Annotated in this window: 14 protein-coding genes and 1 tRNA gene; 8 read left to right on the top strand and 7 right to left on the bottom strand. The window is 66.5% G+C overall.

What is annotated here, in order from left to right:
• Positions 1-9: 9 nt before the first annotated feature.
• Both GGC64_RS00315 and GGC64_RS00310 read right to left on the bottom strand, forming a co-directional pair.
• The gene (locus GGC64_RS00315) at positions 10-516 is read right to left on the bottom strand and encodes a DUF402 domain-containing protein (protein ID WP_192722329.1); all 507 of its coding nucleotides are present in this window, start codon (positions 514-516) and stop codon (positions 10-12) included.
• Between the two features lie 25 nt (positions 517-541).
• The gene (locus GGC64_RS00310) at positions 542-1096 is read right to left on the bottom strand and encodes a TetR/AcrR family transcriptional regulator (protein ID WP_225951123.1); all 555 of its coding nucleotides are present in this window, start codon (positions 1094-1096) and stop codon (positions 542-544) included.
• 53 nt (positions 1097-1149) lie between these two features.
• Between GGC64_RS00310 and GGC64_RS00305 the strand changes: the two genes are divergently transcribed.
• Both GGC64_RS00305 and uvrB read left to right on the top strand, forming a co-directional pair.
• Positions 1150-1929: a crotonase/enoyl-CoA hydratase family protein gene (locus tag GGC64_RS00305; protein ID WP_192720477.1), complete on the top strand. Its 780-nt coding sequence runs from the start codon at positions 1150-1152 to the stop codon at positions 1927-1929.
• Between the two features lie 45 nt (positions 1930-1974).
• On the top strand, positions 1975-4125 hold the full coding sequence (gene uvrB / locus GGC64_RS00300; RefSeq protein WP_192720476.1) for an excinuclease ABC subunit UvrB: 2151 nt from the start codon (positions 1975-1977) through the stop codon (positions 4123-4125).
• A 19-nt stretch (positions 4126-4144) separates the two neighbouring features.
• Here uvrB and GGC64_RS00295 read toward each other — a convergent pair whose 3' ends face one another.
• Positions 4145-5347, bottom strand: coding sequence for a hypothetical protein (locus GGC64_RS00295; RefSeq protein ID WP_192720475.1), 1203 nt, complete (start codon positions 5345-5347; stop codon positions 4145-4147).
• A gap of 98 nt (positions 5348-5445) precedes the next feature.
• On the opposite strand from GGC64_RS00295, the gene GGC64_RS00290 reads away from it, so the two are divergent.
• Positions 5446-6888 carry an MFS transporter gene (locus GGC64_RS00290; RefSeq protein WP_192720474.1) on the top strand — a complete coding sequence of 481 codons (1443 nt, stop codon included), beginning with the start codon at positions 5446-5448 and terminating at the stop codon, positions 6886-6888.
• Here the strand turns inward: GGC64_RS00290 and GGC64_RS00285 are convergent.
• Positions 6834-7550 carry a 5'-methylthioadenosine/adenosylhomocysteine nucleosidase gene (locus GGC64_RS00285; protein WP_192720473.1) on the bottom strand — a complete coding sequence of 239 codons (717 nt, stop codon included), beginning with the start codon at positions 7548-7550 and terminating at the stop codon, positions 6834-6836. The genes GGC64_RS00290 and GGC64_RS00285 overlap by 55 nt on opposite strands.
• 12 nt (positions 7551-7562) lie before the next feature.
• The gene (locus GGC64_RS00280; RefSeq protein WP_192720472.1) at positions 7563-8291 is read right to left on the bottom strand and encodes an MgtC/SapB family protein; all 729 of its coding nucleotides are present in this window, start codon (positions 8289-8291) and stop codon (positions 7563-7565) included.
• A 103-nt stretch (positions 8292-8394) separates the two neighbouring features.
• Here GGC64_RS00280 and GGC64_RS00275 point away from each other — a divergent pair, with 103 nt between their 5' ends.
• The 5 genes from GGC64_RS00275 to GGC64_RS00255 all read left to right on the top strand — a co-directional run bounded on the left by GGC64_RS00275 (position 8395) and on the right by GGC64_RS00255 (position 11668).
• Positions 8395-9153, top strand: coding sequence for a DUF899 domain-containing protein (locus GGC64_RS00275; RefSeq protein WP_192720471.1), 759 nt, complete (start codon positions 8395-8397; stop codon positions 9151-9153).
• A 61-nt stretch (positions 9154-9214) separates the two neighbouring features.
• Positions 9215-9285 (top strand) — tRNA-Cys (locus tag GGC64_RS00270).
• Positions 9286-9344: 59 nt separating this feature from the next.
• Positions 9345-10388 (top strand): bifunctional 2-polyprenyl-6-hydroxyphenol methylase/3-demethylubiquinol 3-O-methyltransferase UbiG, encoded by a 1044-nt coding sequence (locus GGC64_RS00265; RefSeq protein ID WP_192720470.1) that lies wholly within the window; start codon positions 9345-9347, stop codon positions 10386-10388.
• Between the two features lie 2 nt (positions 10389-10390).
• Positions 10391-10822 (top strand): SRPBCC family protein, encoded by a 432-nt coding sequence (locus GGC64_RS00260; RefSeq protein WP_192720469.1) that lies wholly within the window; start codon positions 10391-10393, stop codon positions 10820-10822.
• Positions 10823-10870: 48 nt separating this feature from the next.
• Positions 10871-11668, top strand: a complete 798-nt coding sequence (locus tag GGC64_RS00255) for a nitrilase-related carbon-nitrogen hydrolase (protein ID WP_192720468.1) — start codon at positions 10871-10873, stop codon at positions 11666-11668.
• On the opposite strand, the gene GGC64_RS00250 is transcribed toward GGC64_RS00255, so the two are convergent.
• Complete coding sequence (locus GGC64_RS00250; RefSeq protein WP_192720467.1) at positions 11665-12525, bottom strand: alpha/beta fold hydrolase; 861 nt, start codon at positions 12523-12525, stop codon at positions 11665-11667. The genes GGC64_RS00255 and GGC64_RS00250 overlap by 4 nt on opposite strands.
• Positions 12526-12540: 15 nt before the next feature.
• Positions 12541-13188: a UdgX family uracil-DNA binding protein gene (locus tag GGC64_RS00245; protein WP_192720466.1), complete on the bottom strand. Its 648-nt coding sequence runs from the start codon at positions 13186-13188 to the stop codon at positions 12541-12543.
• Positions 13189-13201 lie beyond the last annotated feature (13 nt).

Genomic DNA, 13201 nt, shown 5'->3' with positions numbered 1-13201 from the left:
GGAACGGGGCTATGCCGGCCGCCAGGTCAGCGTCATTCCGCTTTCGGCGAGCCAGCGGTTCAAGTCGTAGTCGTGCCTGGACAGCCCGTCGATCGCCGACACGGCCGTCTGCACCGCATGCTCGCCGGTTTCCGGCGTCAACAGGCCGTGACGGACGGCGGTCAGGAGCTCGTCGACGTCCAACAACTCGACGCTCTTGCCTGTCCGGACGACGAGGTCGAGGTAGTGGTCCTCGGCATGCCATGCGTTGGTCCCCGGCGTGTAGTGGCCGACGTCGAGGTAGTAGTCCTGATCGACTTCATGGCCGGGGTTGAAGTGAAAGATCGTGGCTCGCAAGCCGACGGACGGCAGCAACCAAGACTCGATGTAGTGAAACTGTGTGCGTCCGGGGGCCGGTCGCGCCATGTAAAGGCCCCACGGCTCGACGGTATAGACGTCAACGGCCCGCACGATGCCCTTCGGATCGGTGTTGGTGCGGGCTACCAGGTCAAATGTTTCGTGCTTTGGCGCGTGGATGCTCTCAGCATAGGCGGCCGAGAGGTCATCGGTTGTGCCAGGAAATCGCGGTGCGCAGGGTAGCCTCCAGCGCGCGGTGGACGTCGCGCAGCGGGCGGATGTCGCGCCGTACCCGGCAGAGCAGGATCGCGCCCTCGATCGCGGCGACGACCGTGGTAGCTAATCGTCGCGCGTCGGTGCGGCTGACACCCGCGTCGAGCAGGCTCCGTCCGATCAGATCCTGCCAACGCGTGAACGCGGCGGCGGCCGCATCGGTCGCGGTTGACCCGGCGTCCGCCTCGGCGGCCACAGCAACGACGGGACAGCCGGCACGAAAGTTGCTGTCTTCGAGCACTTCTCGCCAGGAGTCGACGAAGATGCCGAGTGCAGCGATCGGGTCGCCGCCCTCAGCGGCACGGGCGATGCGCCGCTCGACCACGCCAGCGGCCCACGCCATCGTCTCCGCCGCGAGTTGTTCCTTGCCGCCGGGAAAGTGGTGGTAGATCGAACCGCGCGGCGCTCCGCTGTGCTCGATGACGTCGCGAAAACCCGTGCCGCTGTAGCCGTTCTCTCTGAACAGCAAAGCGGCGCTTTGAATCATCCGGTCTCGGCTATCGCTGGCTATGACATCCATCATAGTCTAGCCTCTAGATTATGCCAACTGTCATAGTCGACGAACGGGACCACATACTGCACATGGGGCTCAACCGGCCCGCAAAGCGAAACGCATTCGACGTCGAGATGCTCGAGGAGCTGGGCCGCGCCTACGAACGCCTGGAACGCGACGACAACCTGCGCGTCGGCGTGCTGTACGCGGAGGGCGACAACTTCACCGCCGGCCTGGACCTTGCCGAAGTCGGCCCCCGCCTGATGAATGGGTCGCTGGACTGGCCCGACGACGCCCGAAACCCGTGGCGCAATGACGGCCGGGGGTGGACGAAGCCGGTGGTCGCCGCCGCCCACGGCTGGTGCCTGACGCTCGGCATCGAACTCCTGCTGGCCGCAGACATCCGGATCGCCGGCGCCGATACCCGGTTCGCCCAACTCGAGGTCCAGCGGGGCATCTATCCGTTCGGCGGGGCCACCACCCGGCTGCCGCGCGACGCCGGCTGGGGCAACGCGATGCGCTGGCTGCTGACCGCTGACGAATTCGACGCCGCAGAGGCGCTGCGGATCGGCCTGGTGCAGGAGGTTGTCGAACCGGGACGGCAGCGCGAGCGCGCCGTCGAACTGGCTGAGCGGATCGCCGCACGATCGGCGCCGCTGGCCGTGCGAACCACACTCATCGCAGCTCAGCGTGCCAACCGTGAGGGTGAGCGGTCCGCCGAGGACCGCTTCGTCGACGACGTCGTCGCCCTGTTCAAGACCAGCGACGGGGCCGAGGGGATCCAGGCGTTCGTCGAACGCCGTCAGCCGCGCTTCACCGGGGCCTGAGCCTGGGGAACAGCCGATGTCGGTGGTGGGTTCTACCCTGGTGAAATGGCTTTCGCTACCGAACACCCCGTGCTTGCGCACTCGGAGTATCGCGCCGTCGACGAGGTCGTGCGGGCGGGCGGCCGCTTCGAGGTGGTCAGCCCGCACTCGCCCGCGGGTGATCAGCCTGCCGCCATCGACGAGCTCGAGCGCCGCATCAGAGCGGGGGAGCGCGATGTCGTGCTGCTGGGTGCCACCGGAACGGGTAAGTCGGCGACCACCGCGTGGCTGATCGAGCGCCTGCAGCGCCCAACGCTGGTGATGGCGCCGAACAAGACCCTGGCCGCACAGCTTGCCAACGAGCTACGAGAGATGTTGCCGCACAACGCCGTTGAGTACTTCGTCTCGTACTACGACTACTACCAGCCCGAGGCGTACATCGCGCAGACCGACACCTACATCGAGAAGGACAGCTCCATCAACGACGACGTCGAGCGGCTGCGGCACTCGGCGACGTCGAGCCTGCTGTCGCGGCGCGACGTGGTGGTGGTCGCGTCGGTGTCCTGCATCTATGGCCTTGGCACGCCCCAGTCGTATCTGGACCGCTCGGTCGAGCTGCAGATCGGCCAGGAAGTCCCGCGCGACGCGCTGCTGCGACTGCTCGTCGACGTTCAGTACACCCGCAACGACATGGCGTTCACTCGCGGCTCGTTCCGGGTTCGCGGCGACACCGTCGAGATCATCCCGTCCTACGAGGAGCTTGCGGTCCGCATCGAGTTCTTCGGCGACGAGATCGAGGAGCTGTACTACCTGCATCCGCTGACCGGTGACGTCGTTCGCAAGGTCGACTCGCTGCGGATCTTCCCGGCCACGCACTACGTGGCAGGTCCAGACCGCATGGCACACGCGATCTCGACCATCGAGCAGGAGCTCGAAGAGCGGCTGGCCGAGCTCGAAGGGCAGGGCAAGCTGCTGGAGGCGCAGCGGCTGCGGATGCGCACCAACTATGACGTCGAGATGATGCGTCAGGTCGGCTTCTGCTCGGGCATCGAGAACTACTCACGCCACATCGATGCCCGCCCGGCCGGCTCAGCGCCTGCCACCCTGCTCGACTACTTCCCCGAGGACTTCCTGCTCGTCATCGACGAATCGCACGTGACGGTGCCGCAGATCGGCGGCATGTACGAGGGCGACATCTCGCGCAAGCGCAACCTGGTCGACTTCGGGTTCCGGCTACCGTCGGCCATCGACAACCGGCCGCTGACGTGGGAGGAGTTCGCCGACCGGATCGGCCAGACGGTGTATCTGTCCGCGACGCCGGGGCCGTACGAGTTGAGTCAGACGCAAGGCGAGTTCGTCGAGCAGGTGATCCGCCCGACCGGACTGGTCGACCCGCAGGTGGTGGTCAAGCCGACGAAGGGCCAGATCGACGACCTGATCGGCGAGATCCGCAAGCGCACGGAGCGCGACGAGCGCGTGCTCGTCACGACGCTCACCAAGAAGATGGCCGAGGACCTCACCGACTACCTCCTGGAGATGGGCATCCGGGTGCGGTACCTGCACTCCGAGGTGGACACGCTCCGCCGGGTCGAGCTGCTGCGGCAGCTGCGACTGGGCGAATATGACGTACTGGTCGGCATCAACCTGCTGCGCGAGGGCCTCGACCTGCCCGAAGTGTCGCTGGTGGCGATCCTCGACGCCGACAAGGAAGGCTTCCTGCGGTCGACCCGCAGCCTGATCCAGACCATCGGCCGCGCGGCGCGCAACGTGTCCGGCGAGGTGCACATGTACGCCGACAACATCACCGACTCGATGCGGGAGGCCATCGACGAGACGGAGCGCCGCCGCGCCAAGCAGGTCGCCTACAACAAGGCCAACGGCATCGATCCAAAGCCGTTGCGCAAGAAGATCGCCGACATTCTCGACCAGGTCTACCGCGAGGCCGACGACGTCGAGGTCGGTGGCTCCGGCCGCAACGCCTCGCGCGGTCGTCGCGCACAGGGGGAGCCGGGCCGCGCGGTCAGCGCCGGAATCATCGAGGGTCGCGACACCTCGAACATGCCGCGCGCCGAGCTCGCCGACCTGATCAGGGATCTGACCGAACAGATGATGGCCGCGGCCCGCGATCTGCAGTTCGAGTTGGCCGCGCGCATCCGCGACGAGATCCATGATCTCAAGAAGGAACTGCGCGGAATGGACGCCGCGGGGCTCAAGTAGGGCCTGCCGAAGCTGACCGCTACGTGGCGGCTGCGAGCAGCGCGTACTGCGCGGCCGACTTCTGCTTGGCGCTGATCGCGGTGTCGGCGTGCAGTGAGGTGTAGAAGTTCTCGAACACGATCCGGCACACGAATGCGTTCGAGGGTGAGTTGTTGACCTGGAAGCAGCGTTCGTCAGGGACGTTCGGATCGGCGTCGATCTCGTGTTCGCGGCCGGAGGCCTCGGCGGTGAACTCGGCGAGCATCTCGAGTGCGGACTTGTGGTCTCGTAGCCGGTAGAGGTTTTGGGCGCCGGAGACCGCCAGCCGGTCGACACCCCACTTCTCGTAGAGCTTGTCCTTGCGGAACGTCGACGGCTGGAAATGCAGCGCGCCGGTGGGTCCGTAGACCCCGAATCGGGCTGACACCGGTGTTGGATGCGCCGGGTCGGTGCTGACCATCCGGCTCAACAACCCATCGGGGTCCCGGGGCAGCGTCGGGATCGCTTCGGGCGGGGTGGGACGGAAGTCCTGCAACAGCTTTCGCTGGGCATCGACAACGGGGTCGAGGTCACCGATGTGGGATTCCACTTCGGCGGGCGGGGCATCGATCATCAGATGCACGACGAACGGCCCCATCGCAGTGTCTGCGAGCACCGCGCCGTTTCCCGGTGTGTAGCGAGCCAGGACTTCCGGATGCTTGGGCAGCGGCACCGCGACTGTCTTGGCCATGTCTTTCCAGTTGGTGGTGTCGAGCGAGGCTGCTGCCGCGCGTGCCGCATCGTCGTTGGGAAAACGCAGCAGCGTGATCGACAGCCCGACGTAGGGCTCAGGGGGCGCATTGTCTGCGGGCGGGGGTCGGTCCGCGAAGCCGGCGCGATACCCGGCCAACCAACCGTGCTGATCGAGGACCCCTTTGCCCGCTTCGCCGAGAAGCGGAAGAAGACTGGCTGCGTCGGGAATCGGGTCGGCCCGCCACACGTACAGCAGCATCGAATCGAATTGCGACGAATCGGCGACGGCGTCCGCCATCCGAATGCTTTCGAGGAGAGTGGCCTCCTGCGGTGATGGCTGACCGGGCACCGCGCGCAGCGTGGTCGGAAAGGTGCCCACATCCAACTTGGCCAGGTCAATGCTTTCGCCCGCGGACTGTTCGCCTGAGCAGCCTGCTGCGAGCACGGCCGCCACCGACGCAGCGACGAGCCACCGCAACCGTCCGCGCTGCATCGGCGCTTTTGCTACCACGGTGAACACGCTAGTGCCACCGAGACAGCTAATTGTGAGAATCGCCAACGTCAAAATCACTTGACCTCAATGACGGTTGAGCTCTTACGGTGAGCGGCGTGACCGATACCCCGGCGATCATCACCGGTAGCTGGCGTGAGCTGCTGGGCCCCAAGAACCTCGGGGCCTCGGCCGTGCTCGCCGGCGGTGTCGCGCTGTACGCCACGAACGAATTCCTCACCATCAGCCTGATGCCGAGCGCGGTCGCCGACATCGGCGGGCACCGCTACTACGCATGGGTGACAACCGTGTACCTGGTGGCATCGGTGGTCGCCGCGACCACCGTGCACTCGCTGCTGTTGCGGCTGGGCCCACGCTGGGCATACCTGTTGGGGCTCAGCGTGTTTGGCATCGGCAGTCTGGCGTGCGCGGCGGCGCCGACGATGGAGATTTTGCTAGCAGGCCGCGTGGTCCAGGGCGCGGCCGGCGGTCTGCTCGCCGGTCTCGGATATGCCGTGATCAACACCGCGCTGCCCAGTTCGTTGTGGACCAAGGCCTCTGCACTGGTGTCGGCGATGTGGGGGGTTGGCACGCTGGTGGGGCCGGCCGCCGGCGGGCTCTTCGCCCAATTCGGTTCTTGGCGTTGGGCTTTCGGTGTCCTGGTGATTCTGACGGCTGTGATGGCGGCCCTGGTGCCCGTCGCCCTGCCTGCGCGCGGCGACGCCGAAGTGGGTGACCCGCGCAGCCCGATCCCCATCTGGTCACTGGTCCTGCTTGGCACCGCGGCCCTCGTGGTGAGCGTGGCCGGCATTCCGCACGATTGGCGCGCGACCGCGGCGCTGTTGGCGCTCGGCGCCGTACTGGTGGCCGCGTTTCTCTACGTCGACCGGCGGCTGCCCGCGGCGGTGCTGCCGCCGAGCACCTTTGGCGCCGGCCCGTTGAAATGGATTTACCTGACGCTCGGGTTGTTGATGGCGGCGACGATGGCCGACATGTATGTGCCGCTCTTCGGTCAACGATTGGCGCATCTGACACCGGTTGCCGCGGGGTTCCTCGGTGCGGGGCTTGCCATCGGCTGGACCGTCGGCGAGATCAGCAGCGCATCGCTGCACAGCGAGCGGGCGATCAGGTGGACGGTGGCCGTCGCGCCGCTGGTGATGGCCACCGGGCTGGCATTGGCCGCGGCCACGCAATACGAGCGGGCGTCGTTCGGGCTTGTCGCGGTGTGGGCGGTGGCACTGCTGATCACCGGCATCGGGGTCGGTATTGCGTGGCCACATCTTTCCGCATGGGCGATGAGTCGAGTCGACGATCCAGCCGAAGGCCCAGCGGCCGCAGCCGCCATCAACACCGTGCAGTTGATCTGCGGTGCCTTCGGTGCCGGGCTCGCCGGAGTGGTGGTCAACCTGACCGAAAGCGGGGGCGCGACGCAGGCGCGCTGGCTCTTCTCGACGTTCGCGGTGCTGGCCGCGGTCGGTGTGCTCGCGTCGACGAGAAGCGGGCGTCCTCAGAGCACTGGCAGCAGCCGGCGCAGGATGGTCGCCGAGGACTCGGCGGCCTGATCGACGAACGCGGTGAAGTCGAACAGCGCATTGCCGCCGGCGAGGTCCGACAGCGCCCGGATCACCAGCCAGGGGATGCCGAACGACTCGCACACCTGCGCGACCGCACCGCCCTCCATCTCGATCGCCTGCCCGCCGAGATCACTGCGCAGTCGGTCGCGGGTGGTCTCGCAGTTCAGGTACTGATCACCGGATAGCACTGTGCCGTAGACGATTTGGCCAGGAATCGAGACGTCCGCCAGCCGCTCCCTGACCCGGTCCAGCAGTTCGCCATCCACTGGATAGCCGAGTCGATCGGTGGGGTTGATGACCGGTACGTAGCCGGGCTGATACGTCCGTACGCGTCCGTTTTCCACCACGCCCGCGTCGTGCTGGATCAAGAAATCGGCGACGACGATGTCACCGATGGCCAGCCCCGGGTCCAGGCCGCCGGCCACGCCGGTGAAAACAATTGTGCGGCAACCGAATCGGTCGGCCAGAAGCGTCGTCACGAGCGCGGCATTGACCTTGCCCATGCCCGAACCAACCAGCACGACGTCATGCCCGTCGATCATGCCGCTGTCGAAGACGGTGTGCGCGGCTTCCGTGCTGCGGGCGTCGGCGAGGATGGCGCGCAGGTGTGCGAGTTCCTGCGGAATCGCACAGATCAGTCCGATGGTCACACCGCAGTATGACTAGTCGGATTCGTCGTCGAGCTGGCGGATCGCCGTCACCCCGTCGATGGACGCCAGCACCGTCGGCGCGGCGAGAATGCCCCTGCCCGACAGCGTGAGTAGTACACCGGCGCTGCCCGCGGCGATGCGCTCGCCTGCGGCGTCGGCCGACAGATCGGTGAGCTGCCACTGCCTCTTGTCGCACGCCTGCAGTAGCCGACTCATCACGCCGCGGCCCTCGTCATAGGTGACGTGCATGGTGACCGAGCCGGCAAGCCGGGCGGACAGTCGCTTCGCCAGCGGCATGAAGCCGACGATGATCAGGAAGTGCATCGCGGTCACCGTGACCGCCAACAGCAGAAGGCCCGAGCCCGCCGCCATGCCGATGGCCGCGGACTCCCACACGGCCGCTGCCGTCGTCAGTCCGTGGACTGAGCCACGCCGGAAGATGATGATGCCGGCACCGAGAAAGCCGATGCCCGAGACGATTTGGGCCGCGACACGGGACGGGTCGACGACCACCAGACCGTCCTGCAGCACGTCGGAGAAGCCGTACTTGCTGACGAGCAGGATCAGGGCGGCGGCGGTGCCGACGATGGTCTGGGTGCGCACCCCGGCGCTCTTGCCCTGGATCTCGCGCTCGAGGCCGATCAACGACGTCAGGCCGAACGCAACGAACAGCTCGACGATCTGTCGCGTGCCCTGTCCCGGGCCACCGAAGAACGGCGGATCGGCCAGCCACACCTGCATGGGAAACAAATTAACCCCGGGGCAGGACCGATGACTTTCGGCGCGCCGCATAGTCCATATTTGCAGCCCATGTTGCCAGTGCCTATTGGTTAGGAGATGCGCGATGCCCACAACTGCCGCCGGCTATCCCGACGTCACCAGTCGCGAGGAATGGCTCGCCGCCCGCAAGAAGCTACTGGCGCGCGAACGCGAAGTCACCCATCTGCGAGATGCCGTCAATGCGGAGCGACGCCGGCTGCCGATGGTGAAGGTAGACAAGGACTACGTGTTCGAGGGCCCCGACGGCGAACTGCGCTTGGTCGACATGTTCGACGGCCGCCCACAGTTGTACATCCACCACTTCATGTGGATCGACGCCACCGACAGGGGCTGCCCGAGTTGCACGATGGCAGCGGATCTCACGTTCACCGAACGGGACCGCGGACTGCTGCATGCCAAGGGCGTGACGTTCGCGGCGGTGTCGAGAGCGCCGTATGCCAGCATCGCGCGCTACCAGGCCGAACACGGATGGACGTTTCCGTGGTACTCGTCGCGTGACAACGACTTCACCTACGACTACCACGTCACCTTGGACCCGGCGCGCGCGCCGATCGAGTACAACTACAAATCCGTCGACGAGTTGCACGCCGACGGACTGACCGATGATGTGCTGCGCGGAGACTGGCCGGGTGCCAGCGTCTTCCTCCGACGCGAAGACGAGGTGTTCCACACGTATTCGGCGTTCGCGCGCGGTCTCGACCACTCCGCGCCGGGATATCCCTTCCTCGATCTGACGCCGTATGGCCGCCAGGAGAAGTGGGAAGACTCGCCTGCCGGTTGGCCACAAGGCACCGACGCAGTCGGCGTGCCGATGGACGACTAGCGATCACGGCGATCCAAAGCCTGGGCCGGTGCCGGGCCGGCCGGCAGGATCTTGTCCTGTTGCGGGTGTGGCTGAGTGGCTAGGCACCGGCCTGCAAAGCCGTCTACACGGGTTCGAATCCCGTCACTCGCTCGCGACACGTTGGGTAATAGTCGTGCGCGGGTGCCGCGGCTTACCTAACGTTTGCACCGATGGACAATCCACCCCTGCGCTCGGTCAATCCAGCAGTGCGCGACGCAATGGCCAGGCGACTGCAGCGCCGATCGGTTGTCACCGGAAAAATCACCGTGCCCGCGGTGCCGGGGATGATCGATCAGTACGTAGCGATGTGCGAGTCGCTGTTCGCGACCCTGGGTAGGCCGTTCAGCGATGAACAGCTCGCCCACGTCAGAGAGGTGCTGGAGGGCCAACTCGCGGAGGCATACGCCAACTCGCCGCGCTCCAACATCGTCATCTCCTACGACGCCCCGGTCGGCACGACGTTGAACTATCACGTCAAGGCCGAATGGTGGACGGTCGAGGGCGCCTACGAGAACTGGATCAGCACCCGCGAGCCGCCGCTGTTCGGCACCGAACCGGACGCCCGAGTACTGGCGTTGGCCAACCTCGCGCTCGACCCCAGAGCGTTCCGGATTCTGGACATCGGTGGGGGAACCGGGCGCAACACGCTGGCGCTGGCGCGGCGCGGCCACCCCGTCGACGTGGTGGAGATGACGCCGAAGTTCGCGGAGATCATTCGTACCGACGCCGAACGGGAATCGCTGACCGTGCGCGTGATCGAGCGGGACATCTTCGCCACCGAGGACGACCTGCGGCACGACTATGAGCTGATCCTGCTGTCCGAGGTGGTTTCGGATTTCCGCACGGCGCAGCAGCTGCGCGCGGTTTTCGAACTCGCCGGCCAGTGCCTTGTCCCTGGCGGCCACCTGGTGTTCAACGCGTTCCTCGCGAAGCCCGGCTACACACCGGATGACGCCGCGCGCGAACTCGGACAGCAGTGTTACACAACAATTTTCACCGCCCAGGAATTGTCGACGGCGGCCGCCGGTTCGGCGCTTCACCTGGTGTCCGACGATTCCGTGTACGACTACGAGATGGCGCATCTGCCGCAGGGCGCCTGGCCGCAGACGAGTTGGTATGCCGACTGGGTCAGCGGCCGCGACGTGTTCGACCTGCCGCGCGAAGAATCGCCCATCGAAATGCGTTGGCTTGTGTATCAGAAAGCAGCCTGGTAGCCGTGGCCAAACTCGAGCTGTCCCGCGAGCTGTCGCTGTCCCCCGAAGACGCCTGGGCCCATGCTTCGAATCTGGCCGAGCTCGGCGACTGGCTGGTGATGCACCAGGGCTGGCGCGGCGAGGTACCGGCGGAACTGACGACGGGTGCGACCCTCGTCGGCGTCGCAGGCGCGAAGGGGTTACGCAATCGAGTGACCTGGACCGTGCGCGAGCTTGACCCGCCCCGGCTGCTGCACATGACCGGCGACGGTGTCGGCGGCACCAAGTACGCGCTGCGGATGACGGTCTCGCCGACCGAGACCGGCTCCGCGTTCACGTTCAACCTCGAACTGGGTGGCAGGCCCTTGTTCGGGCCGATCGGAGCGGCCGCCGCGCGCGCCGTCAAGGGCGACATCGAACGGTCGATCCAGCGGTTCGAAGAACTGTACGGCTGACGTTCCGGCCGCTCGATCGGAGCGACACCGGTCCCGTACCGTTGCACCATGGTCAGGATCGCGTGCTGCCAGATCGACCCGACGATCGGCGAATTGGCCGCCAACGCCGAGTTGATCGAGGAGAACATCCGTCAGGCGGTCGCGGCAGGCGCCAACGTGATTGTGCTGCCCGAGCTCGCCACGTCCGGATACATGTTCGCCGATGCCGATGAAGCGCGGGCGGCGGCGCTCACGCCGGGAGCTGCGGCATTCGCCAATTGGTCTGCAGCCGCGGGCGATTCGATCGTCATCGGCGGCTTCTGCGAACTCGGCGACGATACCCGGTTGTACAACAGCGCGGTGATGGTCGACGCCACCGGCGTGATCGCCACCTATCGCAAGACGCATCTGTGGGACCGCGAGAAGTTGATCTTCACCCCGGGCGACACGCTGCCCTCGGTGGTCGAGACGAAGCACGGCGCGATCGCCGTGATGGTCTGCTACGACCTCGAGTTCGCCGAACTCACTCGCCCCATCGCGGTGCACGGCGCAGAGCTGATCGCCGCGCCGGTGAACTGGCCGTTGTTTCCCCGGCCAGAGGGCGAACGCCCTGGCGAGGTCATCACCGCGATGTCGACGGCAAGGACGAACAAAGTCGCCGTGGCGGCGTGCGACCGGGCTGGCGTCGAGCGTGGCCAACAGTGGACGGAAGGCACCGTGATCGTCGATCCGGACGGCTGGATCGCCGCCGCAGCAGGTCCCGGTACTGCGATGGCCGTCGCCGACATCGACCTGGCCCTCACCCACGACAAGACCCTGACCGAGCACGTCCACCTGTTCGACGACCGGCGCGTCGACTTGTACTAGCGCCTCAGCGCAGCGAAGATATCGCGGTAGTGCAGGTGCGCCATGAAATGGCCGCCGTCGCGAATATTCAAGGTGGCGTTGGGGATTCGCGAAGCCAACCGGTGCGGCCAGCTTTCGTTGACGAGTTGGTCACCCGTTCCAGCCCACACATCTACTGCCACCGTCAGCTCCTCTGGAGCAAAACCCCACGGTCGCATCCACGCCCGGTACTCCTCAACCGCGCCTGCCGGTTGCCGTAACGCCTCGCGCGTCATCCGCGCGAACGCCGGGAAGCCCTCGTCGTGGAGTACCGCTCCGTCGGCCTGGCCGAGCTCGCGCGCGGCCAGTCGCCCGTACAACGTCGGTGCGGCGCCCGCCGCGAATCCCATGATCCGAAACCACTGCGCCGCAAGCCACGGTGCGCGCTGGGAGAGGCGGGTCAGCGTCCGGTCCATCGCAGGCAGTTCGTCAAACACGCCGGGCTCGGTCAGAGGCAACGCGCCGGCGATGATCGCTACCCGGGTCACCCGATTCGGTAGCGCATGGCCCACGGCCGCGGCGTACTGCCCACCCATCGACCAGCCCATCACCGCGAACCGGTCGACGTCGATCAGGTCGAGCAGTCCCGCGACATCTTGCGCCCAGTCGTCGACGGTGCGACCGGGTTGCGGATCCGACCGCCCCACACCCGGCCGGTCGGGGGAGATCAGCCGGATACCAGCGGCTGTCGCAACGGCGTCTGCGGCAGCCACATCGAGGCGGCAGGCCAACCCACCGTGTGCGTTGACGATCGGAAAGCCATCGGGTTGGCCGTATTGCGCGTAGCTAACCGACCGTCCGTCCAGCAGCCGGACGATGCGATCGACTGCGGGCTGCATCTAGCCGATCATGTCTCAACGGGTCACCAACCCGGCGGCGAACCGCAGATCCGACACCAGCCCGTCGAATGCTTTGGCCCTGTCCTCCGGCGGTCCACGCAGCACGGACGATGGGTGAACGGTGACGGCCACCTGCGGGTCGAAGTCGAGATCGGCCAGCTCGTCGATGGCGGGCAGGTGCAATGCCTCGCCCCGATGCGCGGTCAATCGAAAGTCGTTGCCCATCAACGACTTTGCTGCCGTAGCACCGAGCAGCACGACCACGTCGGGCTCAACCGACATCATCTCCGCGAACAGCCATGGCCTGCACGCCACCACCTCGGTCCGGCTGGGGGTCTTGTGGATGCGGCGCTTACCGCGTTCGGGCAGCGTGAACTTGAAGTGCTTCACCGCGTTGGTGACGTACAACCGGTCGCGGTCGACCCCAGCCTCGATCAGCGCCTTGTCGAGCAGCTTGCCCGCAGGCCCGACGAACGGGGCACCTGCCTTGTCCTCCTGATCGCCGGGTTGTTCACCGACGAGCATCATGGCGGCGTCCGCCGCGCCTGCGCCGAACACCGTCTGATTCGCGTGCAGGTACAGGTCGCACCCCTTGCACCCGTGCGCGGCCTCGGTCAGCGTGTCGAGGTCTTGGCTGTCGGGGACGAAATCGGCGGCGCTCACACGGGCCGGTTAC

Origin of the sequence: Mycobacterium sp. OAS707, assembly GCF_014873705.1 — a bacterium.
Taxonomy (GTDB): Bacteria; Actinomycetota; Actinomycetes; order Mycobacteriales; family Mycobacteriaceae; genus Mycobacterium.
Note: the sequence above shows the minus strand (reverse complement) of the source record. Positions and strands in the feature narration are given on the sequence as shown.

What these genes read in the sequence shown, in the direction of transcription:
- GGC64_RS00275 (WP_192720471.1), top strand. Translation starts at nt 8,395, where the DNA reads ATGCCCACAACTGCCGCCGGCTATCCCGACGTCACCAGTCGCGAGGAA.
- GGC64_RS00250 (WP_192720467.1), bottom strand. Translation starts at nt 12,525, where the DNA reads ATGCAGCCCGCAGTCGATCGCATCGTCCGGCTGCTGGACGGACGGTCG.
- GGC64_RS00265 (WP_192720470.1), top strand. Translation starts at nt 9,345, where the DNA reads ATGGACAATCCACCCCTGCGCTCGGTCAATCCAGCAGTGCGCGACGCA.
- GGC64_RS00305 (WP_192720477.1), top strand. Translation starts at nt 1,150, where the DNA reads ATGCCAACTGTCATAGTCGACGAACGGGACCACATACTGCACATGGGG.
- GGC64_RS00255 (WP_192720468.1), top strand. Translation starts at nt 10,871, where the DNA reads ATGGTCAGGATCGCGTGCTGCCAGATCGACCCGACGATCGGCGAATTG.
- GGC64_RS00310 (WP_225951123.1), bottom strand. Translation starts at nt 1,096, where the DNA reads ATGATTCAAAGCGCCGCTTTGCTGTTCAGAGAGAACGGCTACAGCGGC.
- uvrB (WP_192720476.1), top strand. Translation starts at nt 1,975, where the DNA reads ATGGCTTTCGCTACCGAACACCCCGTGCTTGCGCACTCGGAGTATCGC.
- GGC64_RS00280 (WP_192720472.1), bottom strand. Translation starts at nt 8,291, where the DNA reads ATGCAGGTGTGGCTGGCCGATCCGCCGTTCTTCGGTGGCCCGGGACAG.